We start from the raw sequence: 16149 nt of genomic DNA, 5'->3' as shown, positions 1-16149 counted from the left end.
TCTTGTTTCACCCGGCGAAGGGGCTATAATTCCCGCTGTTCCAAGCAACCTGCGAAATTATTCCTATGCTGAAAAAAGCGTTCGTCATCGTCATCGCCCTGTGCGCCTTCGGTTCTCTGGGCGGCGTATTCCTCGCCGGGCTGAACATCTACACCCGTTCCACCACCCCGCACGAAGAAAGCGCGCCTTCCGGGGATACCGCCGCCACGCCGGCGCAAACCGAAACCCTTCAGGCCAAGTGATCGTCCATCCAACGCTGGCAGCGCTGCTGTAAAAAGCGCTGCAGCTGCCTGACGCGTTCCGACACCTGCGAACGATGCGGGCAGACCAGATTGATCGGCACCGCGTCGCTGCGCCATTCCGGCAACAGTTGCACCAGCCGCCCGGCGTGAATGTCGGCCGCCACGTCGATCGCCGACTTGCGCACCACGCCGTGCCCCGCCAGCGCCCAGCGCCGCGCCACCTCGCCGTCATCGGTAAAATAGCTGCCGTTCAGTGGCACTTCGACCCCCTCCTCACCGCGCCACAGCCGCCATTCTACCTGCCGTTTGCCGCTGGGCTGATACACCAGAATGCTGTGCCGAACCAGATCGGCCGGCGTTTGCGGCGCGCCGTGACGCCGCAGGTAATCCGGGCTGGCGCAGATCAACCGCCGATGCTGCGGCAAGATCGGCAGCGCCACCAGCGAAGAGTCGGCCAGCGGCCCGAAGCGCAATGCCACGTCCACCGGTTCGCGGAACAGGTCGGCCTGCCGATCGTTGATCAGAAGCTGCAGCTGAATATGCGGATGCTGCAGGCGGAACTCATCCAGCCAGCAGAGCAGCAAATTGCGGCCAAAATCCGACGGCGCGGAAATCTGCAGCACCCCGGACAGCCCCTGATGCTTCTCGCGGATCGCCTGCTCTCCTTCGGCTAACGCGCCCAGCGCCAGGCGCGCGCTGTCGAGATAGCGAGCCCCCTCCTCCGTTAACCTCAGGCTGCGGGTGGAGCGCACCAGCAGCCGCGCGCCCAACTGCTGCTCCAGCCTTTTCACCGCAATGCTGGCCGCCGCCGGCGTCATGTCCAGCGCGCGCGCCGCGGCGGAAAAACTGCCGCCGTCCACCGTGCGGACAAACACCTCGAGATCGACAAATGAGGTCATGTATTTCCCTTCTTAGAGAGCCGGATTCACGGCGTATCGGATTGACGATAAAACGCCCAATTGTTATGATTAGATCATAATAAATGGAGCCTTGATCAATGGATGAACACAACGGACTGGACTACATCCTTAGCCTGCATGGCACGCGGGTCAATCGTGAGGATGGCTATTGGTGGAAAATCGAGGCTTGGACGGTGACCCAAACGGCCTTTATCCCTCACGGCATCCGTTACAATTTGACCTTGCATGATAACCACAATACCCGGGTTTTTGGCATAGACAACGCGCATACCATTAAAACACCCCGCAAAGGTAAATTTTCGGGCCGCGTCGTTTACGATCACCAACATGACTCCCCGACGGACAAAGGCTCACCCTACGAGTTTCATTCCGCCTATCAGTTGGTGGAAGATTTTTTACCCGGATAGACGAAGTCATACGCAAGAGAGAAAACCGAGGTTGATGATGAAAGCACTGATTGGCGTGATGCCTGAAGAACTGATTCGCAAGCGCACACTGGCGATCGCAAAAGGGGAATATCAGCCACAGGAACGTGAGCCCAAAGTGTGGTTTACGTCAATGATTGCGCTGGCCCAGGTGCTCAGCAACGAGAATATTGCCCTGCTGCGTCTGATCGACACTGCCCGCCCCGAGACCATCAGCCAGTTGGCCGAACTGTCGGGGCGCCAGGTCAGCAATCTGTCCACCACGCTGAAAACGCTGAGCGGGCACGGCCTGGTGGCACTGGAAAAACAGGGGCGTTCAGTGAAACCCCGAGCGCTGTTTACCGATTTCGAAATCATCGTGGATCAGAAGCTAAACGCCCGCTTTAGCGCCGCATGATCTTTAAAAAATATTAATAAGAGTTTGTCAGCAAGGCCGATTGTTAGGTGATTTTCAATCAGGAAAGATAGATCCCGTTGAAACTTACCTAAAAAGAGGCCTTAACATGACGATTCCTGACTCCCCCCTGAAACGACAAAAACTGGTGATCCTGGGCGGCACCAGCGGCATTGGCGCCGCGGTGGCCTACGCGGCGGCGGCGCGCGGCGCTGAAGTGGTGCTGGCTTCGCGCCGCCTTCCTCACGCCGGGGAGAAAAACGACGCGCTGCATCTGATGCAGGCCGATCTGACCGATGAAGCGTCGCTGCATGCGCTGTTTGCCGCCGTCGGCGCTTTCGACCATCTGGTGATCACCGCCGGGCCGCTGGTGCAGGCGAAACCGCTGGCGGAGACTGCTTTTGAGCAGGCGCAGGCCGACTTCAACGTCAAATTCTGGGGCAGCTTGCGCGCGGTGCAGGCCGCGCTGCCGACGCTGGCGCCGCAGGGCTCCATCACCCTGACCTCCGGCCAGCTGTCGCGCAAATACCTCGGCGGTCAGTTGATCAAAACCGGCATCAATGCCGCGCTGGAAGCGGTCGGTAAACAGCTGGCGAAGGAACTGGCGCCGCGGCGGGTGAACGTGGTCAGCCCCGGCATCACCGCCACCGAAGCCTACGACGGCATGGGCGCCGCGCAGCGTCAGGCGCTGTTCGAGCGCGTGAGCGTCAGTCTGCCGGTCGGCCGGATCGGCCAGGCGGCCGACGTCGCAGCGGGTTACCTGCTGGCGATGGAGAACGATTTCGTCACCGGCAGCGTGATCGACATCGACGGCGGCGGCCTGCTGTAACGGCGGCTAGAGCGCCGTTACGCCCTGTGCGGCTGCCTGCTGCTCCAGCACGGTGATAATCTGGTAAGCCGAGCGCGGCACCAGGCTGAAATCGCCGATCAGCAGGCGGTCGCTGACCGCCTCATCCAGCATCGCTCGGGCGCCGGCGCGCAGGATGTCCACCTGTTCCGGCGGCGTGCCGGCTGCGGTGATCAGCGGCAAACCCGGCACCGCCGCCGTGCGGCCAATGATTTTCAGCCCCTCCAGCGCCTGCGGCTGCGCGCGGCGCAGCAGTTCCATGCTGATGGAATCGATGGCGGCGATATCCGCCTGCCCGCTGCGGATCAGTTTCAGCGACTGATAATGCGCCCCGGAGGCGATAGCCGCATCGAAGAATTTCCCGTCCTGCGCCAGCGGCGCGATTAGCGCGCGCAAGCCGTTGTAGCCGGACTGGGAATCGGTGCTGTTATACGCCACCGTCCGGCCGCGAAAATCCGCCAGCCGTTCGCCGGAGTCGCCCGCGCGCACCACCAGCCAGCTGCGGTAATTAGGCCCGTCGCACCCTTCCACCCGATAATGATAGGTTCCGATCAGCTGCACCTGCGGCAGGCTGCTGACCAACGGATAACCACAGGTTTGGCTGAGCAAGAGATCCTCGCGCCGCCAATGCTGCGCCAAATCGTCCGGCCAGCTGAGCCGTTCCGGCGCCGCCGGCAGCCCCAGCCGCAGCAGCTTGCCGCGCAAGACCTGCCAGAAAGCGTCGGCCTGCTCCCGGCCAACGCCGTACATCGGTAGAGACACCTGCATCATTTCCCCCTTACCCCGCCGGAGTGGCCGCCAGCGTCTGCTGACGCCAGGCGGTGAGATAACGCACCCAACGTTCGAACAGCATATCGGTGATAATAGCCAACAACGCCACAACCGCCGCGCCCTGGATCACATAGGCGGTGTTAAACCCGGTTAGGCCGATGATGATCGGCGAACCGAGCGTTTTGGTACCGACGGTGGAAGCGATGGCCGCCGTGCCGATGTTGATGATCACCGACGTGCGGATCCCGGCGACAATCACCGGCGCCGCCAGCGGCAGTTCAACCCGCCACAGTATTTGCCAGGCGCTCATCCCCACGCCGCGGGCGATCTCGCGCGTGGCGGGCGGCACCGATTCGATGCCCGCCAGCGTGCCCTGCAGGATCGGCAGCAAGCCGTACAGCACCAGCGCGATGATCGCCGGCTGCTCGCTGAAGCCCATCACCGGCACCGCCACCGCCAACACCGCCACCGGCGGGAAGGTCTGCCCCACCGCCACCACCGTTTCCAGCAGCGAACGAAACTCCCGGCCGCCGCGTCGGGTCACGGCGACGCCCGCCGCCACGCCGAGAGCCACCGCAATCAGGCTGGAGATCGCCACCAGCGACAGGTGCGCCCCCACCAGCGCGATAAAGCTGTCCTGCTGATAAATGGGCCGGTCCAGATCGGGGAACCAGGCGGCAAACAGACCGCGCAGATGATCCATGCCGAACACCAGCGCCAACAGCAGCGCCAGCGTCCAGGGCAGCGGATCGCGCAGCAGGCGCCAGAGACGCCCGCTCATGACAGCGCCTGCCCGGCGATCAGATCGTGGAAGTGCAGAACCCCCAACGCTTCGCCCCGTTCATCCACCACCGGCAGGCAGTCGCTGCCGCGCGCCACGAACACCGACAGCGCCTCGCGCAGGCTCATGGCAGCGGCGATCGGTTCGCCCTCGGCGGCGCCGGGCCGCACCCGCTCCGCCACCGTCCCCAGCGACAGCAGCTTGATGCCGCGATCGCTGCGCCCGAAGAAATCCCGCACGAAGTCGTTGGCCGGCGCGGTCAGCAGCGCCAGCGGCGTGCCCTGTTGCACCACCCGCCCCTGATCGAGCAGCACCAGGCGATCCGCCAGGCTCAACGCCTCGTCGATGTCGTGCGTCACCAGCACAATGGTGCGGCCCGAGATCTGATGAATGCGCGCGATCTCCGCCTGCAGCGCCGCGCGGGTGACCGGATCCAACGCGCCGAACGGTTCGTCCATCAACAACACCTCGGGATCGGCGGCGAGCGCGCGCGCCACTCCGACCCGCTGCTGCTGCCCGCCGGAAAGCTGGTGCGGGTAGCGACGGCGAAACAGATCCGGCTCCAGATGCAACAACTCCAGCAACTCGGTCACCCGATCGCGGATGCGCGCACGCGGCCATTTCAGCAGCTGCGGCACGGTGGCGATGTTCTCCTCCACCGTCCAGTGCGGGAACAGGCCGATCGACTGGATCGCATAGCCCATGCGCCGCCGCAGATCCTGCGGTTTGAACGACTGGATCTCTTCGCCGGCAAAGAGAATCTTGCCCCGATCGTGTTCGATCAGACGATTGATCATTTTTAACGTCGTGGACTTGCCGGAACCCGAGGTGCCGATCAACACGGTGAATTCGCCCTCGGCGATGTGCAGCGTGAGATCGTCGACCGCCGGCTTGCCCTGAAAAATTTTGCTGACTTGCTCAAAGTGAATCATCGGCGCGATACGTCCAGGATTGAAACCCAAAATTTAAACAGCGAATCGACGATGACCGCCATCATGACCACCGGGATCACCCCCAGCAGAACCAGATCCAGCGCGCTGCTGAGCAGCCCCTGGAACACGATGGCGCCAAAGCCGCCGGCGCCGATCAGCGCCGCCACCACCGCCATGCCGACGGTTTGCACCGCCAGGATGCGTACGCCGGTCAAGAACAGCGGCAGCGCCAACGGCAGCTGCACGCGCAGGAAGATCTGCCCGCGCGTCAGCCCCATGCCGGTGGCGGATTCGATCACCCCGGCCGGCACGCTTTGCAGCCCCGCCACCACGCTGCGCACCAGCGGCAACAGCGCGTACAGCACCAGCGCCACGATCGCCGGCGCCATGCCGATGCCGCTGACGCCGTGCTCCGCCAGCCAGGGCACCGCCGTCGCCAGCCCCGCCAGCGGCGCGATCAGCAGGCCGAACAGCGCGATGGACGGCACGGTCTGGATAATGTTCAGCACGGAGAAAATCGGCCGCTGCCAGCGTTCGGAGCGAAAACACAGCACCCCGAGCGGCACGCCGATCGCCAGCGCCGGGACCATCGTCGCCAGCAGAATGGTCAGGTGCTGCAGCAGCGCGGCGTCAAACACCTCCTGGCGATTGTGGTACTCCTTCAGCAGCGACAGTTGATCGAGCTGATGCCCGAACAGCAGCAGCGCCGGCGGCACCAGGACCAGCGCGTTGCCCAGCATGCGCCACAGGTGCGACGCGGTGAGACGCGCCATGGCGTCGGCCGCGATCAGCAGGCTCAGCGCCATCGTCAGCCAACATCCGCTGCCCCAGGAGGTGCGCGCCAGGCGCGATCCCTCCTGCGCCAGGCGCCCGGCGGCCTGCCCGCTGATCCAGAAGGCCAGCGTCAGCACCCCGCAGGCGGCCAGCGCCGCCAGCAGCGCCCGCCCCCGCGTCGGCGGCAACAGGCTGAGGATCGCCAATGCCGCCAGCGGCAACAATAGCCACAGCGCCGGGCCGTGCAGCAGGGAGAATAAGGACAGGCTTTTACCCGACAGCAGACGATTGGGGGCATAACTGAGGAACGGCAGGCCGAAGGCGGCCAGCAGCAACAGCACGAACAGCGTTAACAACACGCGATGTTTTACGGCAATAGTCAAAGAAACTCTCCGGCGCCATCGGTTTTCCCCCTCTCCCGTAGCAAGAGGGGGCACCTCGGCGTTATCCCTTAACAAATCCTTTCTCTTTCAGGTAAGCGGCCGCCACCTGTTTGGCGTCCTGGCCTTCCACTGCGATCTGCGCGTTGAGCTTTTGCAGCGTCGGCCCGTCCAGCGAGGCGAACACCGGTTTCAGCAGTTCAGGCAGATTGGCGTGCGCTTTCAGCGCCGCTTCGCGCACGATCGGCGCCGGCGCGTAGATGGGTTGTACGCCTTTCGGGTCCGCCAGCGTTTGCAACCCCAGCGCCGCCACCGGGCCATCGGTGCCGTAGGCCATCGCCGCGTTGACGCCGGAGGTCTGCTCCGCCGCCGCCTTGATGGTCACCGCCGTGTCGCCGCCGGCCAATGACAGCAGCTGATCCTGATTCAGCTTGAAACCGTAGGCGTTCTGGAACGCCGGCAGCGCATCCGGCCGCTCGATAAACTCCGCCGAGGCCGCCAGCTTGAACTTGCCCCCGCCGTTGATCCACTTGCCGAGATCCGCCAGCGTTTTGAGATGGTTGGCGTCCGCCACGTCCTGCCGAATGGCGATAGTCCAGGTATTGTTGGCTGGCGCCGCGTCCAACCAGACGATTTTGTTTTTGTCGTAGTCGAGCTGCTTCACCTTCTCGAAGCCAGCCTGGGCGTTCTTCCATGCCGGATCTTTCTCATCGGAGAAGAAAAACGCGCCGTTGCCGGTGTACTCCGGGTAAATGTCGATCTCACCGGAGGTAATGGCGCCGCGCAGTACCTTGGTAGTGCCGAGCTGCAGTTTGTTGGTGGTTTTGATGCCGTTGGCTTCCAGCACCTGCACGATGAGGTTGCCGAGCAGCGAACCTTCGGTATCGATCTTGGAGCCGACGCGTACCGAGTCGGCCGCCTGCGCCAGGCCGCCGGTGGCCAGCAGAGCCAGCGCGATGGCAAAGGAACGTCCGCGTGATAAGGTGATTGCCATACTTTTCCTCTGGTTATATGTTTTCCGGCTCATGGGCCAGTTCGGTTGGAAAATCCTGAGAAACGCGCTTCCAGCGCGCTATAAAGTTTTTCTTCGGCCGGGCACCGCGTTCCTCCCGCCGTTCGCCGGCGCTCAGCGGATGCACGCAGACGTCGATCGGCGTCAGCGCGTAATCGCGCAGCCACTCGCCGTAGCCTTGCGCGACAAATCCCTGGCTGCGGCGCTGATACGCTTCGCGTTCCGCCAGATATACTTCGCGCAAACCATACCAGGGCAGGCCGGGCAGATCGTGATGCACTAAATGGTAGTTCAGATTGAGAAACAACAGCCGCCACGGCCAGCCCGCCTCATTAATAATAGAACGTGCCTGCGGTGCGTCCACGGCGCGATGCTCAAAAAACGATCTCACCTTGGTCAGCGCCAGCGCCGGGTAGCTGATGGCCAACAGATAAAACGCCGTACCGATACCCTGCATCTGCAGCCAGTGCAGCAGCACCGCCAACAGCGACAGGTGCACCAACCACCTCGCCCAGGCGCGCCACTCCCCTCCGGCGAGCGCTTTCACCGCCCCGGCCAGGGTCGCGGCGATATCCAGCGCCGGGCCGAGGAGCACCCGGCCGATCAGCGTATTGCGCACGGCGGCCAGCAGCGGCAACAGGCGGGGATAACGCCGCCACTGCGCGGCGCTGAAGTAGTAGCTTTCGGGATCTTCGTGCGGATCGGTCAGGTGTTCATTGCGATGGTGGCGCAGATGCGAATCGCGATACAGCCCGTAGGGATACCACACCGCCAGCGGCAACAGGCCGAACAGCTGATTGACGCGCGGCCAGCGCGTCGGATGGCCGTGGATCAGCTCGTGTTGCAACGACAGGTACCAGGTGGTCAGGAGGATCAACAGCGGCGCGCCAAGCCACGGGCCCAGCGTTTGCCATCCCAGCGCCACGCCGAACCAGCCGCCGTACACCGCCACCATGATCCCCCAGGTGGGCAGCTCCAGCCGCCAGTGCCGGCGCCGATAAAGCTGCCTGATTCGTTCGCGCTGTTCGGGGTGCAAATAGTGGGCGTGGGGCATGCTGCGGCTCGCGGTTGGGGATTTTCCCCCAGTATCCGTGAGCCGCAGTGACGTTCAAAATAACGAAAATGGCAAAGCTAAGTGAAAATTCAGCGGGTTGCGTACGCGGCCTGCGGTTCGCACGCCACCGGGAAATTCACCGAATTGGCGATAAAGCACAGGTGATGCGCCTTCTCATGCAGCTGTTGCGCCAGTTGCAGATCGTCGCCGTCGCGCACCGTGACCTGCGGCCGCAGCGTCACCGAGGTGAAAAAGCCGCCGCGCGCGGCGTCTTCGCGCATCACGCCCACGGCATCGTCCTGATAGGCCAGCACCGAAATCCCCGAGGTGGCGCACAGATGCAGGTACCATAATTTGTGGCAAGCGCTGAGCGATGCTACCAGCAAATCCTCCGGATTCCAGCGCGTCGCGTCACCGCGGAAGGCCGGATCGGCTGAGCCGGCGATATCTGCCTTGCCCACGGCGCCGATCAGGTGATCGCGTCCATAAGCGCGATAATCTTCCGTGCCTGCGCCCAGATTTCCCTGCCAGGTCACCGAGACCTGATAATGACGCTCGCCTTTCATGTCTTTTGCTCCCGTTGGCCGGCCAATGAAAAATTATCTGGGTGCATGCCCGGAGAACACTATTGGCGGAAAAGCGTGAATACGCAAACGGCGAAACGAGAAAAAACGGGCCGCGCAGGCAGCCCGTCGGTCACATCCCTTCAGGGAACGAAATCGAGCACCACGGCGTTGAACAACGCGTATTCAGTGGCGCTGGCCATCGGCGGAAACTGCGCGCGCTGCACCGCCGCGTTGGCCGCCGCGCACAGCGGCGCATCGCCTCTTACGATCTTGCTGCTCGCCAGCTTGCCGTTCGGCCGCAAACGGATGCTGATGGTGCAACGTTGGCCGCGCGCGCGTTCCGGCAAACGCAGCTCGCGGCTCACCGCGTTATGCACCCGCGCCGGATAACTGAGCGGCGTCGCCGTCTGCGTCTCGGCCTGCGGCCCCGGCAACGGGGTGCCAGTCTGATGACCGGCCCCTGCGCCGCAGCCGCTCAACAACAACAGCGCCAACAGGCCTAATGTCTTTTTCATTCCCGATGTCCTTATTGGGGGGATTTATCCTTATCGCGCGGCCCTCACTGCGCCGCTGGGTAAGCCTCACCGTCATCCGCGTAACGCTGCAGCCGCTCGCGCCACCACTTGGCCGCCAGGCCGCTGGCGCTTTCCCGCCAGCCGAAGTAGGCGATGTCGTTGCAACGTTCCGATTCGACGCGTTTCGCCACCAGTTCGCCGCTGTTCAGGTAAGGTTCCGCCAAGGCGCGCGGCAGATAGCCGCAGCCCAGCCCGGCCAACTGCGCCTGCAGCTTGGCGTCGAAGCCGAAGACCGTCAGCGTGTCTTGCTCTTCCAGCAGGTTCAGGCTCTGCGGCGCGTTGACGCGCGAGGTATCGCGCACCACCACCGCCCGGTGCTGACGGATCTCATCCTTCGGCAACGGTTCCGGCAGCGCGGCCAGCGGATGCTGCGGCGCGACGGCGAACACGTAATCCAGCTGCCCCAGGCGGCTGAACGCATAGCCCACCCGCGACGGCGGCTCGCAGATGGCGCCGATGATAATGTCGGCGCAGCCGTAAACCAGCGACTCCCAGGAGCCGGCCAGCACCTCGTGGCTGAAACGCAGCCGGGTATGGTGATGCTGCCGATAGAATTCGTCGATCAGCGGCAACAGGCGGGCAAACGGGAAGGAGGCGTCGATCCCGAGCGTGATTTCGCTTTCCCAGCCGTTCTCCACGTAGCGCGCCTGCTGCTCCAGATCCTGCGCCGCCCGCAGCAGCACCCGCCCTTTTTCCAGCATCAGCTTGCCGGTATCGGTGAACTTCGCCCGATGGCCGGAGCGGTCCAGCAGGGTGATGTCGAGATCGTTCTCCAGCTTTTGCACCATATAGCTCAGTGCCGAAGGGGTTTTAAACAGTGCGGCGGCCGCGGCGGCGAAAGATCCGTGCCGGTCCAGCGCGTCCAAAATCAGCAGCGCTTCCAGGTTTAATCTCATGTTTTCTCCCGTGTATAAAAAAACTCAACAAGTCGGCAAAAATTCTGCGGTATCTTTGAAATCGCCCTCTGCCTACCATGGGTTTTATCGGCGTTACACTCATCAGATGTTCAACCGAAATATCACTGGGAAGGTAAATTATGTCCAAGTTTCAACTGCTTGATAAAGACAACTCCGCACTGATTTTTATCGATCATCAACCGCAAATGGCCTTCGGCGTGGCTAATATTGATCGTCAGCAACTGAAAAACAACGTTGTTGGTTTGGCGAAGGCAGGCAAGATTTTCAACGTTCCTACCCTTTTCACCTCGGTCGAAACCGAAAGCTTCAGCGGCTATATCTGGCCGGAGCTGCTGGCGGTACACCCTGAAATCACCCCGATTGAACGCACCTCGATGAACTCCTGGGAAGACGCGGCCTTCGTCAAAGCCGTGGAAGCCACCGGCCGCAAAAAGCTGGTGATCTCCGCGCTGTGGACCGAAGTGTGCCTGACCTTCCCGGCGCTGATGGCGCTGGAAGCCGGCTATGAAGTGTATGTGGTGACCGACACCTCCGGCGGCACCTCCGTCGATGCGCACGAGCGCTCGATCGAACGCATGGTGCAGGCCGGCGCCGTACCGGTGACCTGGCAGCAGGTGCTGCTGGAGTACCAACGCGACTGGGCGCGCAAAGACACCTACGACGCGGTGATGGCGCTGGTGCGCGAACACAGCGGCGCGTACGGCATGGGCGTCGACTACGCTTACACCATGGTGCACCACGCACCGGCCCGCACGGTGAAATAATTCCCCCTGCCCCGGCCCCGCGCCGGGGTATTTTCAGGAGTCGGTTTTATGGCCCATCCGCAGCATGTCACGCTGGTGATCACCCACCGTTTGGCGCCGGGGAACGAGCAGGCCTATGAGGCCTGGCTGAACCGCATCATGCCGGACGCCGCGGGCTTCACCGGCCATCTGGGCGTCAACGTCATCCGCCCATCCGACAGCGAACAGGCCTATACGGTGCTGGTCCGCTTCGACAATGTCGATAATCTCTACCGCTGGCTCAACTCGCCGCTGCGCAAGCAATACATCGAAGAAGTCACTCCGCTGTTGCTGGAGAATGACCATATCGAGATCCGCCCCGGCGCGGAGTTCTGGTTTACCCCGCCCAACCCCGGCGTGCGCCAACCGCCCCAGTGGAAGCAGTTCATCATCACCCTGCTGGTGATCTTCCCTTCCACCAATCTGGTGCCCTGGTTTTGGGGGCTGGCGCTGCCGCAGTTGAACGGCACGCTGCTCGGCCATTTTCTCAATGACGCCACCGTGGTCGCTCTGGTGGTGTACCTGTGGATGCCCATCGTGACTCGCGTTTTTCATCAATGGCTGATCCGCCGCTAGGCGGTTCGCCGGGAGAATGTTATGAACCACCACGCTTCATTGATCCTCACCAACGGCAAATTTCACACCGTTGACCGCCAAAACCTCACCGCGCAGGCGGTCGCTATTCGCGACGGCAAGTTTCTGGCGGTCGGCAGCGAAGCCGAAGTCATGCAACACGCCGGGCCGGAAACCCAGGTGATCGATCTGCACGGCCACACCGCCATTCCGGGCCTGAACGACTCGCACCTGCACCTGATCCGCGGCGGCCTGAACTACAACCTGGAGCTGCGCTGGGAAGGCGTGCCTTCGCTGGCCGACGCGCTGCGCATGTTGAAAGAGCAGGCGCTGCGCACGCCGAGCCCGCAATGGGTGCGGGTGGTCGGCGGCTGGACCGAGTTCCAGTTTGCCGAACGCCGCATGCCGACGCTGGACGAAATCAACCAGGCGGCGCCGGACACGCCGGTATTTATTCTGCATTTATACGATCGCGCGCTGCTCAACCGCGCGGCGCTGAAGGTAGTCGGCTACACCAAAGACACGCCGAACCCGCCGGGCGGCGAGATCCAGCGCGACGCCAACGGCAACCCGACCGGCATGCTGATCGCCAAACCCAACGCCATGATCCTGTACGCCACGCTGGCGAAAGGGCCGAAGCTGCCGCTGGAACAGCAGGTCAACTCCACCCGCCAGTTTATGCGTGAGCTGAACCGCCTCGGCCTCACCAGCGCCATCGACGCCGGCGGCGGTTTCCAGAACTACCCGGAGGATTATCAGGTGATCGCCGAGCTGCACGAGAAAAAGCAGCTGACCATCCGCATCGCCTATAACCTGTTCACCCAGCGGCCGAAGCAGGAACTGGAAGACTTCGAGCTGTGGACCGACATGCTCAAACCGGGCCAGGGCACCGACTTCTATCGCCACAACGGCGCCGGCGAGATGCTGGTGTTTTCCGCCGCCGACTTCGAAGACTTCCTGCAGCCGCGCCCGGATCTGCCGCCGGGCACCGAAGACGAGCTGGAGCGGGTGGTGCGCCATCTGGTCGAGCACCGCTGGCCGTTCCGCCTGCACGCCACCTATGACGAATCCATCAGCCGCATGCTGGACGTGTTCGAGAAGGTGAACCGCGATATTCCGTTCAACGGCCTGCACTGGCTGTTCGACCACGCCGAAACCATTACCGAACGCAATATCGAGCGCGTCAAGGCGCTGGGCGGCGGCATTGCGGTCCAGCACCGCATGGCGTTCCAGGGGGAATATTTCGCCGACCGCTACGGCATCGAAGCCACCAAACATACGCCGCCGGTAGCGAAAATGTTGGCGGCCGAGCTGCCGGTCGGGCTGGGCACCGACGCCACCCGCGTCGCCAGCTACAACCCGTGGACGGCGCTGTACTGGCTGGTCTCCGGCCGCACCGTCGGCGGCATGGCGATGTACGACGACAGCGCCCGGCTGGATCGCGAAACGGCGCTGATGCTGTGGACCCAGGGCAGCGCCTGGTTCTCCACCGAACAGGGCAAGAAAGGCCAGATCAAGGTCGGCCAACTGGCGGATTTGGCGGTGCTGTCGCAGGACTACTTCAGCGTGCCGGAAGAGCAGATCAAAGGCATCGAGTCGGTAATGACGGTGGTGGACGGCAAGGTGGTCTACGCCGCCGGCAGCTTCTCGCCGCTGGCGCCGCCGCCGCTGCCGGTGCTGCCGGAGTGGTCGCCGGTCACCCAGGTGCCGGGCCATTACCGCTCCGCGCCGCCGTCGGCGGCGGCCCGCGTCGGGGTAGTGAGCCAGGCGCACCAATGCTGCGGCCCGTGCGGCGTGCACGCGCACCAGCATGACATCGCGCGCCGCTCCAGCATCCCGGTGTCGGACGAGAATGCCTTCTGGGGCGCGTTCGGCTGTTCGTGTTTCTCGTTCTAAGTTATCAAGCCAATAACTTATTATAAAATTAATTTAATAAGCTATTAAGCTGGCAAAATGATAAATTAATGGCGCTGTCCGCGGAGAGCGCCATTTCCTTTTCAATCGCGGTTGATCTCCAGCCAGCGCCGCTGCTCGGCGGAGGCGGCTATCGCGTCCAGCACGCACGACACCTTCCAGCCCTCTTCAAAGTCCGGCCACATGCGATCGCCCGCGGCGATGCCGTTGACCAGATCGCGGATCTCTACCGTCTTCTGATCGTTAAAACCAATGCCGTGCCCGGCGCTGATGCAAAACGCCACATAGTCCGGGTGCTTCGGCCCCACCAGCAACGTCTTGAACCCCTGCCGCTCCGCCGGTTCATCGTGTCGATACAGCTTCAGTTCGGCCATCCGTTCCTGGGTATAACTCAGCGTGCCTTTGGTGCCGGTAACCACATAGGTCAGCCCCATCTTGCGCCCGCAGGCGATGCGCGACGTTTCGATAGTGCCCATCGCCCCGCCGGCGAAACGCAGCAGCGCGCCGGCCTGATCTTCGTTTTCCACCGGATGCATACGCGACGGGTCTTGCGGATCCGGCCGCTGTTTGATCACGGTCTGCATATCGCCAGAGACCGCCACGATATCGCCCACCAGGTAGTGCGCCATATTGACGATGTGCGCCGCCAGATCCCCCAACGCGCCCAGCCCGGCGCTGGCGCGGCGGCAGTGCCAGTCGATCGGCGTGCGCGGGTCGGCCAGGTAATCCTCATTGTGGGTGCCGTAAAAATGCACCACCTCGCCGATTTCGCCGTTGGCGATGATCTCGCGCGCCAGCTGGCTGGTGGGGTTTTTCATGTAGTTGAAACCGACCAGCGTTTTCACCCCCTTGGCGCGGGCGGCCTGCACCATCTCCGCCGCGTCGGCGGCATCCAGCGCCAGCGGTTTTTCCGAATACACGTGCTTGCCGTGGCGGATCGCCGCCAGCGCCATCTCTTTGTGCAAGAAGTTGGGGGCGCAGATGTCCACCACGTCGATCGCCGGATCGGCCACCAGCTGCCGCCAGTCGCCGGTCGAACGCGCAAAGCCGAACTCGGCCGCGCGCTGCGCCGCCAGCTCGGGCGTCACCTCCGCCAGCATCTCCAGAACCAGATCCCCTTTAAGGGGAAATACCGTGGGGGCCTGCGCATAAGCGATAGCGTGACAACGCCCGATATAGCCGGTGCCGATTAACCCAACGCGTACCTGTTTCATCATCCTCTCCCGTGACCGAAATCTTGCCTGAAACCCGGCGCCCTGAGTGAAACGCGCCAGCTGATAACGGTTTTATATGGAATATAAATTTCAATAACAAGCGCACGGAAAAAGAAAGTTCGGATTCGTGATGTCGTTCATGAAACGTTGACAGGATGATGCAAAAAGGAAAATCCGAACGCGGCGTTGCCGTATCCGGATAAGTTAAAATGAATCATTTATTTCATATTACGGTAAACCGTTGGCACCGTGCTGAACGTAGCCAGGGCGTTGCAGCAGGCGCTGCTGATAGGCCGCCAGCGCCGCATACTCCGGCCGCTCGAACGACGTCATCAGCCAGCGGTTGAGCGACAGCCCCAGCACTACGTCCGCCAGCGTGAAGGCAGCGCCGGCGGCGTAAGGGCCGTGCTGCGCCAAATGCGCATCCAGCAAGCCCATCAGCCGATTCCACTCGCGCTCGGCGGCGGCCAGGCTGGCGGCATCCTGGTAATCCGCATGCCCGCGTACGCGTGACATGAACACATAGCGCCAGGCGCCATTCAGATCGGTGGCCTGCCAGTCCATCCACATCTCCACCGCCGCGCGCGCGCCGGGTTCCTGCGGCAGCAGATCGCGGCGCCCTTCCCGCCCCGCCAGATAGCGGCAAATGGTGTTCGACTCCCACAGCACCCGTGCGCCGTCGATCAGCACCGGCACCAGGCCGTTGGGATTGAGCGCCAAAAACTCGGGTTCCTGCGTGGAGCGAAAGCCGCTGCCCCAGTCTTCCCGTTCCAGCGTCAGCCCCAGCTCATGGCTGGTCCACAGCACCTTGCGCACGTTGATCGATGAGGCTTTGCCCAATAATTTCAGCATCCGCTTTCCTTATTCTCTCCAGAACGGTTTATACCCTTCCCGCCAGGCATCCGCCCGCGTCAGGCCGATATCCGCCAGTTGCCTGTCGTTCAGCAGCAGTAACTCTCTGCGCGTTCTGCGACGCAACAAATACCAACGCCAGCGTGACCAGCCTCCTCGTCGCCACGTCGTCATGCCATCAAACAGAGCCATCTTATTATTCCCCCTGATGTTTTCGCCTTGTT

At 62.8% G+C, this 16149-nt stretch carries 20 protein-coding genes; 7 read left to right on the top strand and 13 right to left on the bottom strand.

Annotated elements, in window-relative coordinates; genetic code table 11:
- Positions 1-65 precede the first annotated feature (65 nt).
- A complete protein-coding gene (locus tag ACP3TA_RS12845) occupies positions 66-242 on the top strand; it encodes a hypothetical protein (RefSeq protein ID WP_162997235.1) in 177 nt (58 codons plus the stop codon).
- On the opposite strand, the gene ACP3TA_RS12840 is transcribed toward ACP3TA_RS12845, so the two are convergent.
- Positions 230-1141, bottom strand: coding sequence for a LysR family transcriptional regulator (locus tag ACP3TA_RS12840; RefSeq protein WP_033642361.1), 912 nt, complete (start codon positions 1139-1141; stop codon positions 230-232). The genes ACP3TA_RS12845 and ACP3TA_RS12840 overlap by 13 nt on opposite strands.
- A gap of 98 nt (positions 1142-1239) precedes the next feature.
- On the opposite strand from ACP3TA_RS12840, the gene ACP3TA_RS12835 reads away from it, so the two are divergent.
- From ACP3TA_RS12835 to ACP3TA_RS12825, 3 genes are all read left to right on the top strand, one after another.
- Positions 1240-1569 (top strand): DUF6516 family protein, encoded by a 330-nt coding sequence (locus ACP3TA_RS12835; protein WP_046686656.1) that lies wholly within the window; start codon positions 1240-1242, stop codon positions 1567-1569.
- Between the two features lie 37 nt (positions 1570-1606).
- Positions 1607-1984, top strand: coding sequence for a MarR family transcriptional regulator (locus ACP3TA_RS12830; protein WP_033638702.1), 378 nt, complete (start codon positions 1607-1609; stop codon positions 1982-1984).
- A gap of 106 nt (positions 1985-2090) precedes the next feature.
- Positions 2091-2810, top strand: coding sequence for an SDR family oxidoreductase (locus ACP3TA_RS12825; protein ID WP_197788436.1), 720 nt, complete (start codon positions 2091-2093; stop codon positions 2808-2810).
- Positions 2811-2816: 6 nt separating this feature from the next.
- Here ACP3TA_RS12825 and ACP3TA_RS12820 read toward each other — a convergent pair whose 3' ends face one another.
- From ACP3TA_RS12820 to ACP3TA_RS12780, 9 genes are all read right to left on the bottom strand, one after another.
- Positions 2817-3578, bottom strand: a complete 762-nt coding sequence (locus ACP3TA_RS12820) for a phosphate/phosphite/phosphonate ABC transporter substrate-binding protein (RefSeq protein WP_206196208.1) — start codon at positions 3576-3578, stop codon at positions 2817-2819.
- Positions 3579-3606: 28 nt separating this feature from the next.
- Complete coding sequence (locus ACP3TA_RS12815) at positions 3607-4380, bottom strand: ABC transporter permease (RefSeq protein ID WP_046896907.1); 774 nt, start codon at positions 4378-4380, stop codon at positions 3607-3609.
- The gene (locus tag ACP3TA_RS12810; RefSeq protein ID WP_103101899.1) at positions 4377-5312 is read right to left on the bottom strand and encodes an ABC transporter ATP-binding protein; all 936 of its coding nucleotides are present in this window, start codon (positions 5310-5312) and stop codon (positions 4377-4379) included. Before ACP3TA_RS12810 ends, ACP3TA_RS12815 begins: the two co-directional genes overlap by 4 nt.
- Positions 5309-6469 carry an ABC transporter permease gene (locus ACP3TA_RS12805; RefSeq protein ID WP_103101900.1) on the bottom strand — a complete coding sequence of 387 codons (1161 nt, stop codon included), beginning with the start codon at positions 6467-6469 and terminating at the stop codon, positions 5309-5311. Before ACP3TA_RS12805 ends, ACP3TA_RS12810 begins: the two co-directional genes overlap by 4 nt.
- 61 nt (positions 6470-6530) lie before the next feature.
- Complete coding sequence (gene osmF, locus ACP3TA_RS12800) at positions 6531-7460, bottom strand: glycine betaine ABC transporter substrate-binding protein OsmF (protein ID WP_060659776.1); 930 nt, start codon at positions 7458-7460, stop codon at positions 6531-6533.
- Positions 7461-7473: 13 nt separating this feature from the next.
- A complete protein-coding gene (locus tag ACP3TA_RS12795) occupies positions 7474-8532 on the bottom strand; it encodes a fatty acid desaturase (protein ID WP_206196172.1) in 1059 nt (352 codons plus the stop codon).
- Positions 8533-8621: 89 nt separating this feature from the next.
- Complete coding sequence (locus ACP3TA_RS12790) at positions 8622-9098, bottom strand: OsmC family protein (protein ID WP_101453374.1); 477 nt, start codon at positions 9096-9098, stop codon at positions 8622-8624.
- Positions 9099-9238: 140 nt separating this feature from the next.
- Positions 9239-9613 carry a cell envelope integrity protein TolA gene (locus ACP3TA_RS12785; RefSeq protein ID WP_101453375.1) on the bottom strand — a complete coding sequence of 125 codons (375 nt, stop codon included), beginning with the start codon at positions 9611-9613 and terminating at the stop codon, positions 9239-9241.
- Between the two features lie 44 nt (positions 9614-9657).
- Positions 9658-10569, bottom strand: coding sequence for a LysR substrate-binding domain-containing protein (locus ACP3TA_RS12780; RefSeq protein WP_060659778.1), 912 nt, complete (start codon positions 10567-10569; stop codon positions 9658-9660).
- Positions 10570-10709: 140 nt separating this feature from the next.
- Between ACP3TA_RS12780 and ACP3TA_RS12775 the strand changes: the two genes are divergently transcribed.
- The 3 genes from ACP3TA_RS12775 to ACP3TA_RS12765 are packed head-to-tail and all read left to right on the top strand — an operon-like array spanning position 10710 to position 13841.
- On the top strand, positions 10710-11354 hold the full coding sequence (locus ACP3TA_RS12775; RefSeq protein ID WP_046686653.1) for a hydrolase: 645 nt from the start codon (positions 10710-10712) through the stop codon (positions 11352-11354).
- A 48-nt stretch (positions 11355-11402) separates the two neighbouring features.
- Positions 11403-11948, top strand: coding sequence for an antibiotic biosynthesis monooxygenase (locus tag ACP3TA_RS12770; protein ID WP_033652685.1), 546 nt, complete (start codon positions 11403-11405; stop codon positions 11946-11948).
- Positions 11949-11969: 21 nt separating this feature from the next.
- Entirely contained in the window at positions 11970-13841 is a 1872-nt protein-coding gene (locus tag ACP3TA_RS12765; RefSeq protein ID WP_033652684.1) for an amidohydrolase, read from the top strand.
- A 101-nt stretch (positions 13842-13942) separates the two neighbouring features.
- Here ACP3TA_RS12765 and ACP3TA_RS12760 read toward each other — a convergent pair whose 3' ends face one another.
- The 3 genes from ACP3TA_RS12760 to ACP3TA_RS12750 all read right to left on the bottom strand — a co-directional run bounded on the left by ACP3TA_RS12760 (position 13943) and on the right by ACP3TA_RS12750 (position 16117).
- Positions 13943-15073, bottom strand: coding sequence for a Gfo/Idh/MocA family protein (locus ACP3TA_RS12760; protein WP_206196171.1), 1131 nt, complete (start codon positions 15071-15073; stop codon positions 13943-13945).
- 228 nt (positions 15074-15301) lie between these two features.
- Positions 15302-15925, bottom strand: coding sequence for a glutathione S-transferase family protein (locus tag ACP3TA_RS12755; protein WP_046686652.1), 624 nt, complete (start codon positions 15923-15925; stop codon positions 15302-15304).
- 9 nt (positions 15926-15934) lie between these two features.
- On the bottom strand, positions 15935-16117 hold the full coding sequence (locus ACP3TA_RS12750) for a DUF1127 domain-containing protein (protein ID WP_071845081.1): 183 nt from the start codon (positions 16115-16117) through the stop codon (positions 15935-15937).
- Between the last annotated feature and the right edge of the window lie 32 nt (positions 16118-16149).

It is taken from the genome of Serratia sp. 2C06 (genome assembly GCF_050037615.1).
Taxonomy (GTDB): domain Bacteria; phylum Pseudomonadota; class Gammaproteobacteria; order Enterobacterales; family Enterobacteriaceae; genus Serratia; species Serratia ureilytica.
Note: the sequence above shows the minus strand (reverse complement) of the source record. Positions and strands in the feature narration are given on the sequence as shown.